Source organism: Ensifer meliloti, assembly GCF_030064585.1.
GTDB lineage: Bacteria > Pseudomonadota > Alphaproteobacteria > Rhizobiales > Rhizobiaceae > Sinorhizobium > Sinorhizobium meliloti.
Genome location: NZ_CP120366.1, coordinates 169,943 through 187,048, shown reverse-complemented (window position 1 = coordinate 187,048; position 17,106 = coordinate 169,943). Strand labels below are relative to the sequence as shown.

General features: G+C 62.5%; 15 protein-coding genes. 8 read left to right on the top strand and 7 right to left on the bottom strand.

Translation table 11 applies throughout. The features are described 5' to 3' along the window. Positions 1-48: 48 nt before the first annotated feature. Positions 49-1,344, bottom strand: coding sequence for a pilus assembly protein TadG-related protein (locus PZL22_RS25285; RefSeq protein ID WP_014531465.1), 1,296 nt, complete (start codon positions 1,342-1,344; stop codon positions 49-51). Between the two features lie 259 nt (positions 1,345-1,603). Between PZL22_RS25285 and PZL22_RS25280 the strand changes: the two genes are divergently transcribed. The 8 genes from PZL22_RS25280 (at position 1,604) to PZL22_RS25245 (ending at position 9,196) form a co-directional block, all read left to right on the top strand. Then, a complete protein-coding gene (locus tag PZL22_RS25280) occupies positions 1,604-2,116 on the top strand; it encodes an A24 family peptidase (protein ID WP_014528725.1) in 513 nt (170 codons plus the stop codon). 42 nt (positions 2,117-2,158) lie between these two features. Further along, on the top strand, positions 2,159-2,950 hold the full coding sequence (cpaB, locus tag PZL22_RS25275; RefSeq protein WP_010967822.1) for a Flp pilus assembly protein CpaB: 792 nt from the start codon (positions 2,159-2,161) through the stop codon (positions 2,948-2,950). A 6-nt stretch (positions 2,951-2,956) separates the two neighbouring features. After that, entirely contained in the window at positions 2,957-4,717 is a 1,761-nt protein-coding gene (locus tag PZL22_RS25270) for an AAA family ATPase (RefSeq protein WP_284718768.1), read from the top strand. Next, entirely contained in the window at positions 4,714-5,139 is a 426-nt protein-coding gene (locus PZL22_RS25265; protein ID WP_010967820.1) for a TadE/TadG family type IV pilus assembly protein, read from the top strand. The genes PZL22_RS25270 and PZL22_RS25265 overlap by 4 nt, the downstream gene beginning before the upstream one ends. Before the next feature lie 344 nt (positions 5,140-5,483). Next, positions 5,484-5,654 carry a Flp family type IVb pilin gene (locus tag PZL22_RS25260; protein ID WP_003526943.1) on the top strand — a complete coding sequence of 57 codons (171 nt, stop codon included), beginning with the start codon at positions 5,484-5,486 and terminating at the stop codon, positions 5,652-5,654. Positions 5,655-5,697: 43 nt separating this feature from the next. Further along, a complete protein-coding gene (locus tag PZL22_RS25255; RefSeq protein WP_010967819.1) occupies positions 5,698-7,191 on the top strand; it encodes a TadA family conjugal transfer-associated ATPase in 1,494 nt (497 codons plus the stop codon). Between the two features lie 28 nt (positions 7,192-7,219). Continuing rightward, on the top strand, positions 7,220-8,221 hold the full coding sequence (locus tag PZL22_RS25250; RefSeq protein ID WP_014531468.1) for a type II secretion system F family protein: 1,002 nt from the start codon (positions 7,220-7,222) through the stop codon (positions 8,219-8,221). Between the two features lie 9 nt (positions 8,222-8,230). Then, entirely contained in the window at positions 8,231-9,196 is a 966-nt protein-coding gene (locus tag PZL22_RS25245) for a type II secretion system F family protein (protein WP_010967817.1), read from the top strand. Between the two features lie 54 nt (positions 9,197-9,250). Here the strand turns inward: PZL22_RS25245 and PZL22_RS25240 are convergent, their stop codons facing one another. The 6 genes from PZL22_RS25240 to PZL22_RS25215 all read right to left on the bottom strand — a co-directional run bounded on the left by PZL22_RS25240 (position 9,251) and on the right by PZL22_RS25215 (position 16,919). Continuing rightward, complete coding sequence (locus tag PZL22_RS25240) at positions 9,251-10,315, bottom strand: chemotaxis protein CheB (protein ID WP_017263689.1); 1,065 nt, start codon at positions 10,313-10,315, stop codon at positions 9,251-9,253. 9 nt (positions 10,316-10,324) lie between these two features. Next, the gene (locus PZL22_RS25235; RefSeq protein WP_014531470.1) at positions 10,325-12,451 is read right to left on the bottom strand and encodes a hybrid sensor histidine kinase/response regulator; all 2,127 of its coding nucleotides are present in this window, start codon (positions 12,449-12,451) and stop codon (positions 10,325-10,327) included. After that, positions 12,438-14,078 carry a methyl-accepting chemotaxis protein gene (locus tag PZL22_RS25230; protein ID WP_164841150.1) on the bottom strand — a complete coding sequence of 547 codons (1,641 nt, stop codon included), beginning with the start codon at positions 14,076-14,078 and terminating at the stop codon, positions 12,438-12,440. Before PZL22_RS25230 ends, PZL22_RS25235 begins: the two co-directional genes overlap by 14 nt. Then, positions 14,056-14,724, bottom strand: a complete 669-nt coding sequence (locus PZL22_RS25225; protein ID WP_013845551.1) for a chemotaxis protein CheW — start codon at positions 14,722-14,724, stop codon at positions 14,056-14,058. The genes PZL22_RS25230 and PZL22_RS25225 overlap by 23 nt, the downstream gene beginning before the upstream one ends. Continuing rightward, entirely contained in the window at positions 14,721-16,082 is a 1,362-nt protein-coding gene (locus tag PZL22_RS25220) for a CheR family methyltransferase (protein WP_014531473.1), read from the bottom strand. The genes PZL22_RS25225 and PZL22_RS25220 overlap by 4 nt, the downstream gene beginning before the upstream one ends. Before the next feature lie 153 nt (positions 16,083-16,235). After that, positions 16,236-16,919, bottom strand: coding sequence for a LuxR C-terminal-related transcriptional regulator (locus tag PZL22_RS25215; RefSeq protein WP_010967811.1), 684 nt, complete (start codon positions 16,917-16,919; stop codon positions 16,236-16,238). Positions 16,920-17,106: the final 187 nt, after the last annotated feature.

Sequence of the window (17,106 nt, the reverse complement as noted above, 5' to 3'; positions counted from 1 at the left end):
CTACAAAGAAGTTGCCGCTCCGCTTGCGGACATGGCGGCGTGTCGCCCTCACTCGATCAGCGACACGGTCCGACCGACCAGGATCTCCTCCGTCGGCGAGGCGCAGGTCTCCATTGTCGAATTGCCCGTGAAAGTGACCTGATCAGCAATGATCTGCGTACACCCTCCGGAAACGGTCGAGTTTCCGGTGAAGTCGATTTTGCCCGTCGGCGCGTAGAGGTTTCCAACCAGGGTCGACTCGGAATTGCCTGTTATCTTATGGAGTACGCCGGCACTTTGGCGACTGGAGAAAAACAGCAGGCCAGCAAAGGGTCCGCTGGTCGGAGCGGACAGATCGATGTCGGCGTTGCCCAGCAGATTGGCGGCCGCCGAATTGGTGAAGAAAAAGGTAACGCCTTCGCCGGTGAGTTTTGCCCCGGCCGTTATCGTCAGTTCGCCGCCGTCTATGATATAGAGGCCAGGCTTTAGCGTGATCGTTCCCTTGATGTCCACTCCGCCGCAGAAACGGATTGCCTCGACTCCGCTTGCAAGCCGGTCGAAGACATAGGTGGAGTTCGAGACATAGGTCAGATCTCGGCAAGGAAGCTGCTGAATGTGCAGTTTGTCGGGCTCGGCGACGGATGCAAAAGGATCCGGCGTCGGCGGAACCTGCTGGACGGGTTTGCTGCAACCGGTAAGCGTGAGGCCCGTCGTCGTTACGGCTTCGCCGACGGTATACACGCAATCGGTCGACATTAGCGCGCTGCCGTTCTTCATCAGAAAGGCGTCGGCGGCATTAGAATTGGAAACCACGCTGCAGCCGGACAATAGGACTTCCGTTGAGCCGGTTACGGTGACGGCGCCCGAAGCGGAGTTCGACAGCGCAAGCACGCAAGCCTTGGAGCCGCCAGTGACCTGAGCGACCGCGCGTGCCTTCATGGTGATGGTCCCAGTGCCGAACACGGAAGAAAACATGCGTGGATGTGTCTCGGTCAACTCGACCGTCACCTTGTTCGATCCACCGGCAGAGCCCGGGGCCGTGGACACGGTGAGGTCCCCAGGCGAAAACCCGGAGCCACCTGCTACCCTGCGCGCGGCGGTCTCGAGTGCGGATTGTTGATCACCTGCGCGATGGCGCACGGCTGCGGCATAGGCCGATACGTCCGCCGCATGCTGCAGTTTACGCTTTTCCAGATACCAGTACCCCGTCTCGACCCCCAAACCCATCGCACCGACGAGCACGGGAAAAGCGACGGCAGCGATGACGGCGACGGCGCCGTCTTCGGCAGTGAGAAATCGGCGTGCGAGCCTTTGTCGCCGAGGCGAACGGCTCGCTTCACCGATTGCGTCAATTCTCTTGCTCATCCAGGTTTCCCGAAGTCGAAGGCATATCGTTACTCGGAACCGCTGCATTCTTTGGGTGAGATGCAGTAGGGCGTTCCAGTGGGACGATATATCCCGCCTGCCGCCTGCCGACGATTCGGCCAGTCGGCCTAGTCCGGGCCGCAGCCCTTCGCGTGGCGTGCTTAGTCCATCAGGTCGAATGGATATTCCTTAGCGCAGTGGGCACATTCCGGACATTCCAACCGGCCCCGCATCGGCCCTTGTGCATGAGGCATCGACGATGATCTCGACATCCGCAGCTTGGTTCGCTTTCCTGCTTTTCGCCGGAGCGATGACTTACGCCGGCATCAGGGACGTGGCGACGATGACCATATCCAACCGCCTGGTCGTCTTCCTGGTGATCGCCTTCGCCATTCTTGCGCCCGCTGCAGGTCTGAACCTCGCGACGGTCATGTCGAGCGTTGTCGTTGCCTCCGCCGTGCTCGCTTGCACTTTCGTACTCTTTGCTGCCGGCTGGATCGGCGGCGGTGACGCAAAACTGCTGCCAGTTGCCGTGCTCTGGCTCGGCGCCGACCTTGCGCTCCCCTTCATCCTCTACACGTCGGTCATCGGCGCGGCCCTGACCGTTGGGCTTCTTCAGCTTCGACGGGTACCTCTACCGCTCGCCCTGAAGAAAAACGCCTGGGCGAAGCGTCTTCTCGACCGCGAGACGGGCATTCCCTATGGCGCAGCTATGGCGCCGGCTGCCCTTCTGCTGCTTCCGGAAAGCCACTGGTGCTCCGTCCTCCTTTAAACCATCGCGTGGCGATCCGCCGCGCAAGACGAGGTTTGACCCATGATCCGTATCGTCATTCTCCTGCTCGCACTGGCATCCGGTGGGGCCGCCTCCTGGCTGGCGCTCGGCACCGGCGATCAGCGCGCGGTCGAGGTTGCAGAGGTTCAAGAAACGCCCTCGCAGGAGGTGCTCGTCGCAGCTGCAGAGCTCAAGCGCGGTGCAGTGATCGAAGAGAACCAGCTGCGTTGGCAGCCGTGGGAGGGCGAAATCCCCCCTGTCTTCATCAGCCGCAGCTCCCGACCCGATGCGACGACAGCGCTCAAGGGTTCGCTCGCCCTAAGCGGCTTCGTAGCGGGAGAACCCATTCGCGACGACAAGCTTGCGCAGGGCGGCACGGGCTATCTGTCCAGCTTGCTGCCTTCGGGAAAGCGGGCGATTGCCGTTCGCGTCACGGCCGAGAGCACCGCCGGTGGCTTCATCCTGCCGAACGACCATGTCGACGTTATTCACACCGTCGCCCGGCCTGACGCCTCCGGCGACGCCGGTAAGGTCGTCAGCCGGGCGATTTTATCCAACATTCGCGTCCTCGCGGTCGATCAGACCGTTTCACAGGCATCCGATGGAGCCTCGGTGATCGGGAAGACCGCCACGCTCGAAGTAGATCCCGAACAGATCTCAGCCGTCGCGGCGGCGGAAGCCTCCGGCACGGTTTCGCTCGCACTTCGTGCGATTACCGACAATCACGAAGCCTCGGTCGTGGAAGCAGAGGGAACCCGACCCGGCGTGGTGCGCTTTTTCAACGGCGGACGCATGTCGATGGTGGAAGTTCCCTCCCGTTCCGGCGGCAGCTGATCCTTTATGGAAATTCCGAACATGAAACAGCTCGATAGCGAAACCAGGGAAGCACCGCAGCCGATGACCGCTGCACCGCTGTTGCCCATACCGAAGGTGGACATCGCCGTCTTCTGCCAGTCGGAAGAGGTGAGAGAGGCCGTCGGCACGGCGGCGATCGATCGTCGCATGGCGCGCGCCACCGTAACGGTGAAGGCCGGAGGAATGAAAGAGGCGACTGCGCTTTATGGCGGCGTAACATCGCCGAACCTCGTCGTCGTAGAGAGCGACGATGGCGAGGCCCGTCTGATGGCCACCTTGGAAACGCTCGCAATGGAGTGTGTCACGGGGACCAAGGTCATCGTCATCGGCCGCTCCAACGATGTGGGTCTCTACAAGAAGCTTCTGGACGCCGGTGTGAGCGACTATCTCGTCAAGCCGCTCGAGCCGATGGACTTCGTCGCGGCGGTGCACCGCTGCTTCCGCGACTCTACCGAGGAAAAGCTGGGGCGCATCGTCGCATTCGTCGGTGCCAAGGGAGGAACCGGCTCCTCCACGCTCGCGCACAACGTGGCATACGCCATGTCCAAGCGGGTGGATGCCGATGTTCTTCTGGCGGATCTTGATCTTCAGTCCGGTACGCTCGGACTGAACTTCGACATCGAGGCGAAACACGGCATGGTGGATGTGCTCCAGAGCCCCGATCGTCTCGACGACGTGCTGCTGCGACGCCTGGCGGTCAGCTACACGGACCGCCTGCACCTGCTTCCGGCGACCACGGATCTCGACAAGTTCATTAATCTTCGGGAGGGCGATGTCGATCATCTCCTCGACGTCGCTCGTTCGAGCTCGTGGCATGTCGTCGTCGATCTGCCGCACATTCTGACGCAGTGGACGAGGAAGATCCTGCTAGAGGCGGACGAAATCGTCGTGACGGCGACGCCCGACCTGGCCGGCATGCGCAATGCCAAGAACCTGATCGATTTCCTGAAGAAGGCGCGGCCGAACGATCCGCCGCCGCGGCTTGTGCTCAACAAGGTTGGCACCCCGAAACTTCAGGAGATCAAGCCGAAGGATTTCGTGGCGGCTGTCGGCCTGGAAGAGAGTGTCTCTCTGGCATTCGAGCCGTCCTTGTTCGGCGCGGCGGCCAATCATGGCCGGCTGGTCATCGAGTCGGCACCGGATTCGAAGGCGGGAAAAGCCATAGTTTCGCTCGCCTGGCGGGTTGGCGGGACGCGGGAGAGACGGACGCGGCAGAAAGGGGTCAAAGCTTTGCTGCAGAAGGTCTTCAAACGCGGCAAGCCGAAGGCTCCGTCCACGTTGCGCAAGAAGGCCGGGGAATTGAAGACGTCCGAGGCCGGTGCTTCGGCGGTCGAATTCGCGCTAGTCGCGCCGGTCCTCGCTCTCGGTCTCGTGGCTACGGCCGATCTCGGTCTTGCGATCCACGAGCGCATGACGATCGACCATGTCCTGCGCGCCGGCGCGCAGGCCGCTCTGGCCGATCCCGGCGCGGCGCAGGTCCAAAAGGTGCTCGTTTCCACCTTGGCCGAGAGCCCGCGTCTGGCGAGTGCCGTGCTGCCGGCAGTGAAGCGCTACTGCGCCTGCCCGGAAAATGCCGATGTCGCACCTGAAGCCGCGCCGCAATGCGGAACGGTGACCTGCGCGAACGCGAAACCGCAATTCGTGTATTATCGGCTCGCGGCTGCAAAGTCCTATCGGCCCATGTCCCTGCCGGCGGTACTTCCCGTGTTCGAGCTCGGGTCCTCCATGCAGGTGCAAGTCCAATGAGGGCTCCGCCCGCCATCCTCCGCCGTCTGTTTCGGAGTCAGTCAGGCGCTACGGCGGTGGAATTCGCGCTCGTCTGCCTGCCTTTGCTGCTGCTCGTCTTCGGCATCATCGAGTTCGGCCGCGCCTTTTACGTGCGCAATGAACTCTCGCACGCCGTCGACGTTGCCGCTCGGCGGGTGCTGATCGGGCAGATCGCGCGTGATGCGACCGACAGCGAAGCACTGACCAAGCTGGCTGGCGCGGTGCGCGAGAGCTTTCACAGCGGCGATCCGACGCTGCTCACTATCGCTGTCACCAAGGAAACCGTGGACGGCATAGCCTTCCGCGTGCTCTCGATCCGCTATCCCTTCACCTTCGTCGTCCCCGGTCTCGCCCAAAGCCCCGTCAGCCTCAATCTGTCGCGGCGCATCCCGATCGGGTGATTGAGCTTCCAGCCAAGGCCGGCGAATTTCAACTGGCGTGTTTGCAACGATCTGTTGGCGGCGATGACGGTTATCTGGAGCGGGGCGCAGTGTCTCGGACGATCCATGCGTCGCGGCGCATCGCAACTTCAAGGTGTCGCAAATTGCGGTTCTGGCGATCGGACTAGACCAACCGGACGAGCCACTTGCACGGCCGGATCGGCCATCAGGCTGAATGGATCAGGAGGGTTAACAAAGTCTATATAAGGGCCACACAGCAAGCGGGACACGAGGCAGAACCCGGCCCGGCCCTGTGACGCCGAACCTGGTTTCGGCACTTTCTCCAACCCATGAAGGACCGAACCATGAAAAATCTTCTCGCCCGTTTTGCTCGCAATGAGTCCGGCGCAACCGCCATCGAATACGGCCTGATCGCTGGTCTGATCTCTGTCGTGCTCATCACCGTTATGGGGACCATAGGCACGGGGTTGACCACCAGATTCACCGCTATCGGCACGGCGCTCACAGGCGGCTGACGCTCTCGACAACGCGCGCCGGTTGCCAAGCGAAGCGGAAGGCATGCCTTCCGCTTTCGCATTCAACGAACTCAAACTTCTCAATCTCGGGAACAGAGCGACAACGATGTTCGGCAAGAAATCCATTTCGGAAGAACGGACAGCCGAAGCAGCGGTCCAGCCCGTCGTCGAAAACGAACTTCAGGCCGCGCACGCCCCTGTCCAAGTTCGGAAGCCACCCCAGGTTCCGGCAACTGCGAAACCCGAGAACGCCGAACAATATTACAGCTTGAAGAAGGAAATCTTCAGCGCCCTCATCGCGACGATCGACGTTGCAGCACTCTCCAATATGGATGGCGAGCAGGCGCGCAACGAAATCGGCGCGATTATAAACGACATCGTCGCGGCCAAGAAGGCCGGCATTTCGATGGCCGAGCAGAACGACCTTCTCAGCGACATTTGCAACGACATCTTGGGTTACGGCCCGCTCGAGCCCCTGCTCGCACGCGACGATATCGCCGACATCATGGTCAATGGCGCAAACCAGGTCTTCATCGAAGTCAACGGCAGGGTGCAGGAGACGGGAATCCGCTTTCGCGACAACGAGCAGCTACTCAATATCTGCCAGCGCATCGTCAGCCAGGTTGGCCGGCGCGTCGACGAATCGAGCCCTATCTGCGACGCGCGTCTGGGCGACGGTTCCCGTGTCAACGTGATTGCGCCTCCGCTGGCAATCGACGGCCCCACGCTGACGATCCGCAAGTTCAAGAAGGAAAAGCTGACCCTCGACCAGTTGGTCCGGTTCGGCTCGATCTCGCCGGAGGGCGCCGAGGTTCTCAAGATCATCGGACGTGTGCGCTGCAACGTCCTCATTTCCGGCGGTACCGGCTCCGGCAAGACAACGCTTCTGAACTGCCTGACCGGCTATATCGACCACGGCGAACGCGTCATCACCTGCGAGGATGCGGCAGAGCTTCAACTGCAGCAACCGCATGTGGTGCGCCTCGAAACGCGGCCGCCGAACATCGAGGGGCAGGGCGAGATCACCATGCGCAACCTCGTGAAGAACTGCCTGCGCATGAGGCCCGAGCGGATCATCGTCGGCGAGGTGCGCGGGCCCGAGGCCTTCGACCTGCTGCAGGCGATGAACACGGGCCACGACGGCTCGATGGGAACGCTCCACGCCAACTCCCCGCGCGAAGCGATGGCACGCATCGAGGCGATGATCACCATGGGCGGGAGCTCGCTGCCGGCCAAGACGATCCGGGAGATGCTCGTCTCGTCAGTCGACGTGATCGTGCAGGCAGCGCGACTTCGCGATGGTTCGCGCCGGATCACCCACATCACCGAAGTGCTCGGCATGGAAGGCGAGGTGGTCACGACGCAGGATCTCTTCGTCTACGACATTCTCGGCGAAGACGAGAAGGGAAACATCATCGGAAGACACCGGTCGACCGGGATAGGTCGGCCGGCATTCTGGGATCGCGCACGCTATTACGGCGAAGAGGCTCGGCTTGCCGCCGCCCTCGACGCGGCGGAATTGAAGGCCGCCGCCTGACGACACGCTGACACAGGGGCCAATACAGATGGCGACTTCTTTGCTGTTTCCCGTCTTCGTCTTCCTCCTGGCGTCCACCAGCATCGGCGGCATGATGGTGGCGGCGTTCTATCCGCGTGTCTCCAAGGCAAGCGCCTATCGCCAGAGGTTCGAGCGCATTTCGGCGCGGGCGGAAGACAAGCGAAGCGAGCCAGCGGAGACGGATGGCCGCGACCGGCGTCGGTCGGTGGAAAAGACGCTGCGCGAGATTGAGGAGAAGCGCCAGGCGAATGCGCGCAAAGGCAAGGTGACGCTTTCGGCCAGGCTCCGTCAATCCGGCCTTCATTGGTCCCGCAAGGCCTATTTTCTCGTCTGTGCCGGCGCTACGCTGGCCACCTGGGTCGTGATGCTGCTACTGCTGGGCCTCGGCGCGCTGGTGTCGGTCGGTTTCGCCATCGCGGGCGGGCTGCTCCTGCCGCACCTCTATGTGAACATGAAGCGCAATGCGCGCTTTACCCGGTTCGCTGCCGAGTTCCCGAACGCCGTCGACGTCATCGTCAGAGGGCTCAAGGCAGGCCTGCCGATGCCGGATTGCCTCAGGGTGATTGCCATGGAGGCACAGGAGCCGGTCAAGGGCGAGTTCCTCGCGATCGTTCAGGATCAGACGCTGGGAATCCCTGTGGACGAGGCCGTGAAGCGCATGAGCGAACGCATGCCACTGGCCGAAGCCAACTTCTTTGCCATCGTCGTCGCCATCCAGAGCCGCACCGGCGGCAGCCTTTCGGAAGCGCTCGGGAACCTTTCCAAGGTGCTGCGCGAGCGCAAGAAGATGAAGGGCAAGATCAAGGCGATGAGTTCGGAGGCGAAGTCCTCGGCCGGCATCATCGGTGCCTTGCCGTTTCTCGTCGCCGGCGCCGTTTATTTCATGAGCCCGGACTACATGGCGCTCCTGTTCACGACGATGATCGGTAAGGTCGTCGTCGTTGGCTGCGGCCTTTGGATGGGCATCGGCATCCTCGTCATGCGCAAGATGATCAACTTCGACTTCTGAGAACTTGAGATGAACCTTGGCGTCCATATCCCCGATCCGGAACAGTTGGCGGCTATAATGGCCGGCTTCTCCGCCTTTTCAGCGGTCGTGGTCGTTTCCTGGCCTTACGTCTTCCGGGACACGCTGTCAGACCGTATGCGAAGGGTGGAGGGCGAACGCGAGCGTATCCGCCAGCGCGAACGCGCCCGGCTGGAAGAGAAGAGCAGGGTATCCTTGCGTGTGGAACCCAAGCGCCTCTTTCAGGCGATCGTCGACCGCTTCCGTCTTGCCAAGCAGGCGGAGGACGGCGAGATCGTGCGCAAGTTGAGCATGGCGGGTTATAGGGGCCATGCCGCCGTGACCGCCTTCCTTGCTTTCCGGCTGATTGCGCCGGTTGCCATCTTCGCGGCCTGCTTGCTTTATATCCTGCTGGTGGTTCGCCCGGAGGCACCGCTGCTTCTGGTGGTGGCGATGGCCGCCGCCATGGGCGCGCTCGGATATTTCTCTCCGGCGATCTTCGTCAGGAACAGGATCACCAAGCGGCAGCAGTCTATCCGGCGTTCCTGGCCGGAGGCGCTGGACCTTCTGTTGATTACCGTCGAAGCCGGCATGGGGATCGAAAGCGCCTTCCGAAAGGTTGGGGAGGAGATCGGCACGCAATCGCCGGAAACTGCGGAGGAGATCCTGCTGACGACTGCGGAGCTTTCCTACCTGCAGGACCGGCGGCAAGCCTTCGAGAATCTAGGGCAGAGAACCGGCGTGGAGGGCGTGCGCGCCGTCGTGACCAGCCTCATCCAGGCGGAGAAATACGGCACGCCGCTCGGTCAGGCGCTGCGCGTGATGGCACAGGAGAACCGGGACATGCGCATGAGCGAGGCCGAGAAAAGAGCGGCTGCCCTTCCGCCCAAGCTCACCGTGCCGATGATCCTGTTCTTCCTGCCGGTCCTCTTCGCGGTGATCATCACACCGGCGGTCATTCAGATCATGAGCACCTAGAGGGGGGCGGTCTGGCGCCTGCGCGTCAAATCCGACGCGTGGGCGCCACAGCTTTCATGTCCTCGTTTCCCCTTCCGGTTCGCTCCGCCCCCGGGCGATGGCGGTGATGTTCTCGGCTATGCTTTCCAGCGGCAGCACCAGGTCCACGAGACCGGCACCGATCGCCGACTTCGGCATGCCGAAGACGACCGAGCTCTTCTCATCCTGCGCGATTGCCTTGCCGCCCGCCATGCGCAGTGCCCGAAGCCCCTCGGTTCCGTCATCGCCCATTCCGGTCAGGACGACTGCGAGGGACTCTCCCTTGAAGGCACGCGCGATCGAGCCGAAGAGGTAGGATCCGGACGGTTTGAAGCCGTTGACGGGAGCATCGTCCGAGACGCGTAGGCGTGACCTGCCCGAGACGCCGAGCTGACAGTTGTCCGGCGCTAGGTAGACCGTGCCGGGTTTGAGAAGCTCTCCATTCCTGGCGACCTTCACCGTGAGCGGCACGGTCGCGTTGAGAGAGGCGGCAACGCCGTCGATGAAGCCGTTCGACATGTGCTGGACGATGAGGATCGGCACCGGGAGATCGGCTGAGATGTCTTTCAGTATCGCACGGATCGCCGCCGGCCCACCGGTCGAGGCCGCGATTCCCACGATTCCGATCGGCGTCCTTGCCGTTGGCGGTTGGTCTTTAGCCGCGCGATCTCCGCGGACCTTCTGGCGCCATTGCCGGACGACCTTTACCTGCGACATGGCCTTGATCGTCGAGAGGAACTTTTCGATGGCCGGTTGTTCGAGCGGCATGCCGTGCGCGGCCGGCGCCGGGATGACCGCGAGAGCGCCCGCTTCGAGTGCCCGCGCCGATATGGTCCCGAGCTGCGAGCCGTCCCGATGGGAGAGCATTACGACCGGTGTCGGTGCCGCGATCATTATCTCCCTGACCGTTTCTGCGCTGTCATCCCCGGAGGGGCAGAGCTCCACGGCGACAATGTCCGGCAAGAGTTCGCCGGTCATTCTAACGGCTTCTCTCCCGCTTCTTGCGATCAGTACGAGCTCCGCTGAGGCGTCCCCCTCGATAGCCCTCCTTACGAGATCCTCGAGCTCGACTGTCGATGTCGCGAGAAGAATGCGTACCATTCTCGTCCCTCAAACGACCTGCCGCATTGTTTCCAGGAAGTCGTGCGCATCGAACTGATCCTTCCTCAGATAGGCGTTTGCGCCTGCGCGCAGTCCTTTCACCTTGTCCTCCAGGGATTCCCGCCCGGTGACGAGTACGACGGGCGTGCCGGTAAAGCGGTCCGACTGGCGAATGGCCCGGGTGAGCTCGAAGCCGTTCATCGACGGCATGTCGACGTCGGCTACGACGACGTCGGCTCCATGGTCGCGAAGCTGCTTTAACGCTTCCGTGCCGTCGGTCGCCATCGTCACATCGTATCCTGCGCCTTCCAGTATGAGCTTCACCAATGTTCGCACATATTTCGAATCGTCGACGACAAGGACCTTCCGACGAGCGGCCGCAACGCTCCGGCGCGCGACGACCTCGTTGCGAGGCCGCACCTCGGCGGCAGCTTCCGCGAGAGCTGCGACGTTCAGAAGGAGGGCGATGCGCCCGTCCGGGAGCACCATGCCACCGCTGTAACGCCGGACATTTGCCAGGCGCGGACCGAGCGATCGTGCGAGCAATTCCTGTTCCCCGGTGATTTCGTCGACGAGCACTGCCGTGGACCCGCTCGGCGAGTCGACGACCACTGCCGGCGTCGTTTCGCTCGCAGGACTGCGATTCGGCTGGAGGCGGAGCCAGAGTGAAACATCGACGAAGGGCATCGGACCTGCGGGGGTACGGACGAAATTCCTGCCCTCTATCAGCGTGAAGTCCCCCCGGTCGATCCGGATAACGCGCTGGACGGACGTGGTGTCGATCGTGAACACATGTCCTCCTGCAAGAACTTCCAGAACGCGAACCGTTGCAAGGGTCAAAGGCAGGGTGAGGGTGAAGGCAGCACCGCCGGTAGGTACCTGCGATACGTCGATCGCGCCGCGTAGCTTTTCCACATTCCTTTTCACGATATCGAGACCTATACCTCGCCCTGAGAGGCTGGTGACGGTCGCCGAGGTGGAGACGCCCGGCTCGAAGACACGCCGCAGGATATCCGCTTCGGCCTGCTTGCCATGTGTGCTTTCGCCTGTCGCCGCACTCAGCAAAGCCAAATTCAGGCCGCGGCCGTCGTCTTCGACGCGAACCTCCATCCGGTTTCCGCGCATCGCGGCCGAAACCAGAATCCTGCCCTTTTCCGGCCGTCCTGCCGTCCGACGCTCCTCCGGCGTCTGGATTCCATGCGCAACCGCGTTGCGGACGAGGTGGCGAAGCGAATCCTGCAGCGCTGAAACAATGGAGCGATCGACCTCTAACTCTCCGCCGCTGATCTCCAGCTCTGCGCGTTTGCCCGATGCCGCCGCCACGTCCCGGACGATGCGGCCCAGACCCTTGCAGGCCTCTGCAAAGGGCTGCGTGCGCGCAAGTCTGATCTCCTCGTCGAGTGCGGTCACGGCACTTTGCATCAGGCGAACGTCCTGGCGGAGGAATGCTGCGAGCTGACGCAGGCCGCCTTCGACGCTCGCCACCTGTCCGGTGGGATCAGAACCCGGTGCGCGCATTTTCCTTGCTTCCTCGCGCAGCGAAGAGGCCTGTTCGGCATGACGCCGCATGACGGCATTGAAGGTCAACATCTCACCGCTCCTGTAAAGGAGTGCATCCAGGCGCGCGGCTGAGACGCGCATGGACCCGTCGGTGTCGGTGGCGCGAATGGCGATCCCCGGTTCCGCCATGGGCGGATGGTGGTGCGCTTCTTTCAAGCCGTCATCGCAACCCGCGGTTGCGACGGCCTTCAGCTTTTCGACCACGTCCTGGCCATGCGCGGGAGAGGGGATTTCGCCGCTCTCAAGCAGATTGGCCGCGTCCCTGATTGCGTCCGCAGCCGACAGTAGCAGGTCAAGCCTCGATCGTTCGAGAACAAGCCCTACATTCGCAGCGATCGAGAGAATTTCCTCCATCCAGTGACAAATCGTTTCGACGCCGCGCACCTGAAGCAGGCCGGCGGCACCCTTGAGGCTATGCGCCACTCTTAGAAGCTGTTCCTGCAGATGCCGTTTCCGATCTGCGTCGCCGGACGCCTCAATTGCGAGCACGGCGTTCTCCATCTCCGACGCACGTTCCCGCACTTCTTGAGTGAACATGGTCAATAAGCCGGGGTCGAGTTCTTCAGGTGTTATCATGTTCGTTGCCGTGGTCGGTGAGCATTTCCTTCAGCCTCGAGCCGAGTTCATTCAGATCTTTTGCGGCCTCCTCTGCCTGGCGTATCGCCGAGAGGTTCTGGCTGCTGGTCTGTTCGATGTAATGCATCGCTTCGTGAATCTGCTTCATTCCGGCGCGTTGCTGACCAGCCGAGGCGGCGATTTGAGCGACCGATCGCGCGGAATCGGCGACGATTGCCTCGAGTTGCCGAATGGTTTCGCCCGCTTCGCTGACCGTCTCGAGCGCACGGCTGACGCTCTTGGATCCATCCTCGGCGCCGATCACCGCGGAGTTTGTCGATTTTTGAATTTCCATGAGGATGCGGCGGACCCTGGTGGTCGCAGATTTCGACTGGTCGGCAAGCGTCCGGATCTCGCTGGCGACAACATTGAAGCCCCTGCCGTGTTCGCCGGCACGCGATGCCTCGATCGCAGCATTCAATGCCAGGAGGTTCGTCTGGTCCGCGATCTCGGCAACGACCGAGACGATTTCGCCGATTTCGAGGCTGTTTTCCGCAAGCGACAGAATATCCGCAGCGATCGTCTCCGTCCGGGCACTAACGGCATTCATCACCTGCACCGTGTCGTCGAGCGCTCTGCGGCCCTCATTGCTGATCTTGACGGCGTTGTCGTAGGAGGCGGCAACGTGCTGCGCGCGCTGTGCTGCCTGTTCCGACGTCTGCAATACCTCGTCGACGCTCGTGACCGTCTGGGCAACGGCCGAGGACTGCTCGCGCATGCCTTCGACCTGCTGCGTGGTGCCGGCGAGAATTTCGGCAGCTGACGATGAGAGGTGTTGCGCCGTTTCAGAAATCGTGGCGAGCAACTTCTCGAGCCGCTCCCTGCTGCCCCGCTCGTTGTCGATCATACCGGCAAGCCTTGCGGTCATCGCGTTGAAGGAGTCGCCGAGAACCGCGAGCTCGTCGCTGCCCTCCACGGATGCCTTCTGCGCCAGGTCGCCGGCGCTGACCTTTTCCGCCAGGACCGCGAGCGCGCGCGTGCGGCGGGCCAGACGGCGCACGACCCGCAGCACGTGAAGGAGCAGCAGCAGGGCGAGTGCCGAAAAACCAAACTGCAGCAATTGGGAGCGCTGGAGCCGGGTCACTCCGGCCTGTTCGATGCGGCTGATCAATCCGTCCAGACGCGCCGCAAACGCTCTGATCACGGGATCCAGCTCGTCCAGTGCGCCGCGACTGCGCGGTGCGCTGGCCATAACGCTTTCCAGACCGGGCCTGACTTCATCCTGCCATTGTTGGCGGGCTTGCTCAAGCTGCGTGAGAGCAGCAGGATCGTTCGCCGCCGCCAGACCGATCCCTTCTTCGCTATTCGCCAGGCTCGCAAGAAGCCGCTCATTGCGAGCCATCAACCGGCGCAGCTCATCGGTAGCAGCGGCCCGAGCCGGACCCTCCGCTCGTTCCAGGTGACTGGCCGTGTAGATCATCTGGTAGGCGAGCCGTTCCTTGCCAAGCGAGGACGTTGCCGCGAGATCGGCCCGCACGCGTTCCAGAGCAATGAAGCTGGACCCGACAAGCAGCGCCGATGCTGCCAGGAATAGGAGCATTGCCAACCCCAATGCGCCATAGAGGCTATTCGCTGGTCGGGGACTCATGGAACTCGGTCCTTTCCGTCTCGTCGCTGGCGGTGATCTGCTCATCCTCAAGAAAGAAGCGGCGGTCATCCAAAAGGCGGCGGCCGTCGAGAATGACCGCCCCGATTTTCGTCGCCGCCCAATGCCATGGTTTGCCTGGAGCGGGCTCCGCTGCTCGGATTTCCTCCAGCGGGAGCGTCGATATTTCTGGGGCGGCTTCGGAAAGTATCAGGAATTCGGGCCGTTCCTGCCCGCACACGATCGCCCAGTCGTCGGCGATACGGGCCTCTTGCGGGAGATCGAGCGGTCCGCGCAGATCGAACACGGGAAGCAGTTGACCGCGCAGGTCGTAAACGCCACAGGCATGCGGGGGCATTCCGGGGAGCGGGCTGACGCGTGCCCTCGAAACGATTTCGCAAACGTAGCGGATCTCCAAGGCAAAGTGGCGATCCGCCAGGACGAAGATCACAAGACCGACGGCCTGTTCTTCGCTTTGCCCGGCGGATACGTCAACGGCCACACGGGGTGATCGTTGCTCGTATTGCGCTTCCGAATCCTGTTGTGCCGCTTCCAGAAGCGCCTCCGTCTGTTCTATCGCGGCTGCCATACGGCTTCTGACGGCGGTCCAGTCGAGCGGACGCGCGGCGGGACGGGAAGGTGTCTTCATCCGGCTTCGCTCCCGAGATGTTGGCGTATCGTGGCGATCTCTCGCCGTGCACGCTGTGCCAGATGGCCGGCCGTTGCCTCGGGCATCAACTCAACGTGTTCGCGCGGCGAGCGAGATAGGCAGGACGAGAGCGCATTTTCGAGGGCGCGCAGGGCCGCCCGCGGATCGCTGTCCTTGAGGCAGACACCGAGTAAGAACTGTGCAGCCGCCAGTTTGCCGTCGAGATATGCCACCCGCCGGAGTGCTGCCTTCGCCGCATCGGTCTCGCCGCTGGCCATCCGGGAGACACCTTCAAGGAAGTGCAGTTCCGCTGATAGCGGATGCCTCTCGATCGCTCGGGCGGCAAGGCGCGCGGCCTCGCGGGGCTCACCCAGGTCGAAACGCGATCGGATTTGCCGGGCGATGGCCTCGGCCGTATCGTCGCCGGTCGTTTTTCCCGAGGCCGCGGCGCGAGCCCGGGCGAGCGGAACGCCCGCGACCGGGTTGCCGGTTTGGCGTTGGACGGGAGCGACGCACGCGGTCGAGCTTTTGCGTGTGTCCGGAGCCATGATGCGGCGGTAGACAATGCCCGCGGGCGTGATCGACGTCTCGAAGGGGGCGTATTTCCACAGGGGCGGGTCGGTCGGGGCCGTCAGCAGCCAGCCGCCATCGGAAAGGGAACCCAGAAGCTGACGGGCGATGCGGCGCACTGCGCTCGCTTCGAGATAGACGAGCACGTTGCGGCAAAGGATCAAATCGAAGTCAGACAATCGCTTTTCCGGTGCCGGAAGCGCGTCGGTGCCGAGGTTCAGATGAGCGAAGTCGACCTGCCGGCGCAATCGCTCGTTCAGTCGAAAACGCCCCTCGCACGAAGTGAAATACCGCTGCCTCAGCCTCGGGCCCGTATTCCTCAAGGCCCACTCGCCGTAGTCGCCAGCCTTGGCCGCGGCGAGAGCCCTCCTCGAAATATCGGCTGCATCGATCCGGACGCCGTCCAAGAGGCCTTCCTCTTCGCATAGAATGGCAAGCGAATACGGTTCCTCGCCCGTCGCGCAGCCGACGCTCCAGATTCGCAGAGGAGACCCCTCGGGCCGACGTCGCAGCAATTCCGGGAGAATTGTTTGCCGTATCAGCTCGAATTGCTCGGGCCCGCGGAAGAAATGCGTTTCGGCAACTGTGACCGCGGAGATCACGTCCTCGGTCAAATCCTCGTCCGATCCCAGCCGGTCGAGAAGCAAGCGACCCTCGCCAATGCCGCGCCGCACCATGACCCGGTCTATCGCCGAAGCGACGGTTTCTTTCCGGGATGCCGAGAAGCTCAGGCCGACCCTGCCTGCAACCTGTTCAGCGAGCTCCAGCGACGGGCCGTGCCTGGTCACTGGACACCTCGTTGCCCGTTCGGGATGAAGCTCTCTGTCGAAACCGGCTGGCGCATTTTCGTTCCACATACATTGACTGCTGTCGTCACTACGTCCTGGCGTGCATTTGCGCTATTCGTCCGGATGACCTAGAGGGCGGCCTATCCAAGCGGACTATTGTCGGTTTTCGGTCATCGGCAAAAGACGTGCTCCGGCTGCGGCCGCCTCCTGGCGGTTCCTGACCCGCAGGCTTCGGAATAGTGCTGCCATGTGGATCTTCACGGTGCCTTCGCCGAGTTTCAGCTTGCGTGCGATTTCCTTGTTCGAGAAGCCCTGTACAAGGAGCTGCAAGACTTCGCGCTGCCTCGGCGTGAGGAATTCGATCGTACGGTGGCGTTCGTTCTGGACGCCCCCGCCAGGCGCGGGCGTCTCTGCCTCGGAAGGGGAGGCGCGGCCTGCGATGGAGGGCGGGACATAGACGGATCCGTTGAGAATGGCGCGAACCGCCTCGGCGAGATCGGTCGCGCCGAGCCCCTTGGGGACATAACCGTTTATGCCTGCCGTCAGGGCGGAGAGGATATCCGATCGACGCGACGATGCCGAAACGACCGCGACTTTCAAATCCGGGTGGACGTCGCGCACGGCAGCAAGGCTGGCAACGCTTTGCATGCCCGGCATCGCCAGGTCGAATAGTGCCAGCGAGACGTCTTCGCGTTCGGAAAGCCTCTCGATTGCCTCGTCGAGTGACCCAGTCTCGATAATCTCGGTAAAGCGCAATTTGCTCTTCAAAATGAAGCCAAGCGCAATCCTGAAGAATTCATCGTCATCGGCAATAAGTGCGACGCCTGAGGCATTCATTACGCTATCCCCGCTCGCTGGCTCACGCCAAGGGCTTCCGAACCCGTCTAGTCGACTTGCAACTAACGATCGTCTCCGCGAATGAGTTCCCGCCATTTCCATCAATGACTGGTAGTAATTGGATTGTGCCACACACGCCGCGAGACGTGTAGGGCTAATTCCTGCCCTGTTGGCAACTGCGGCAATC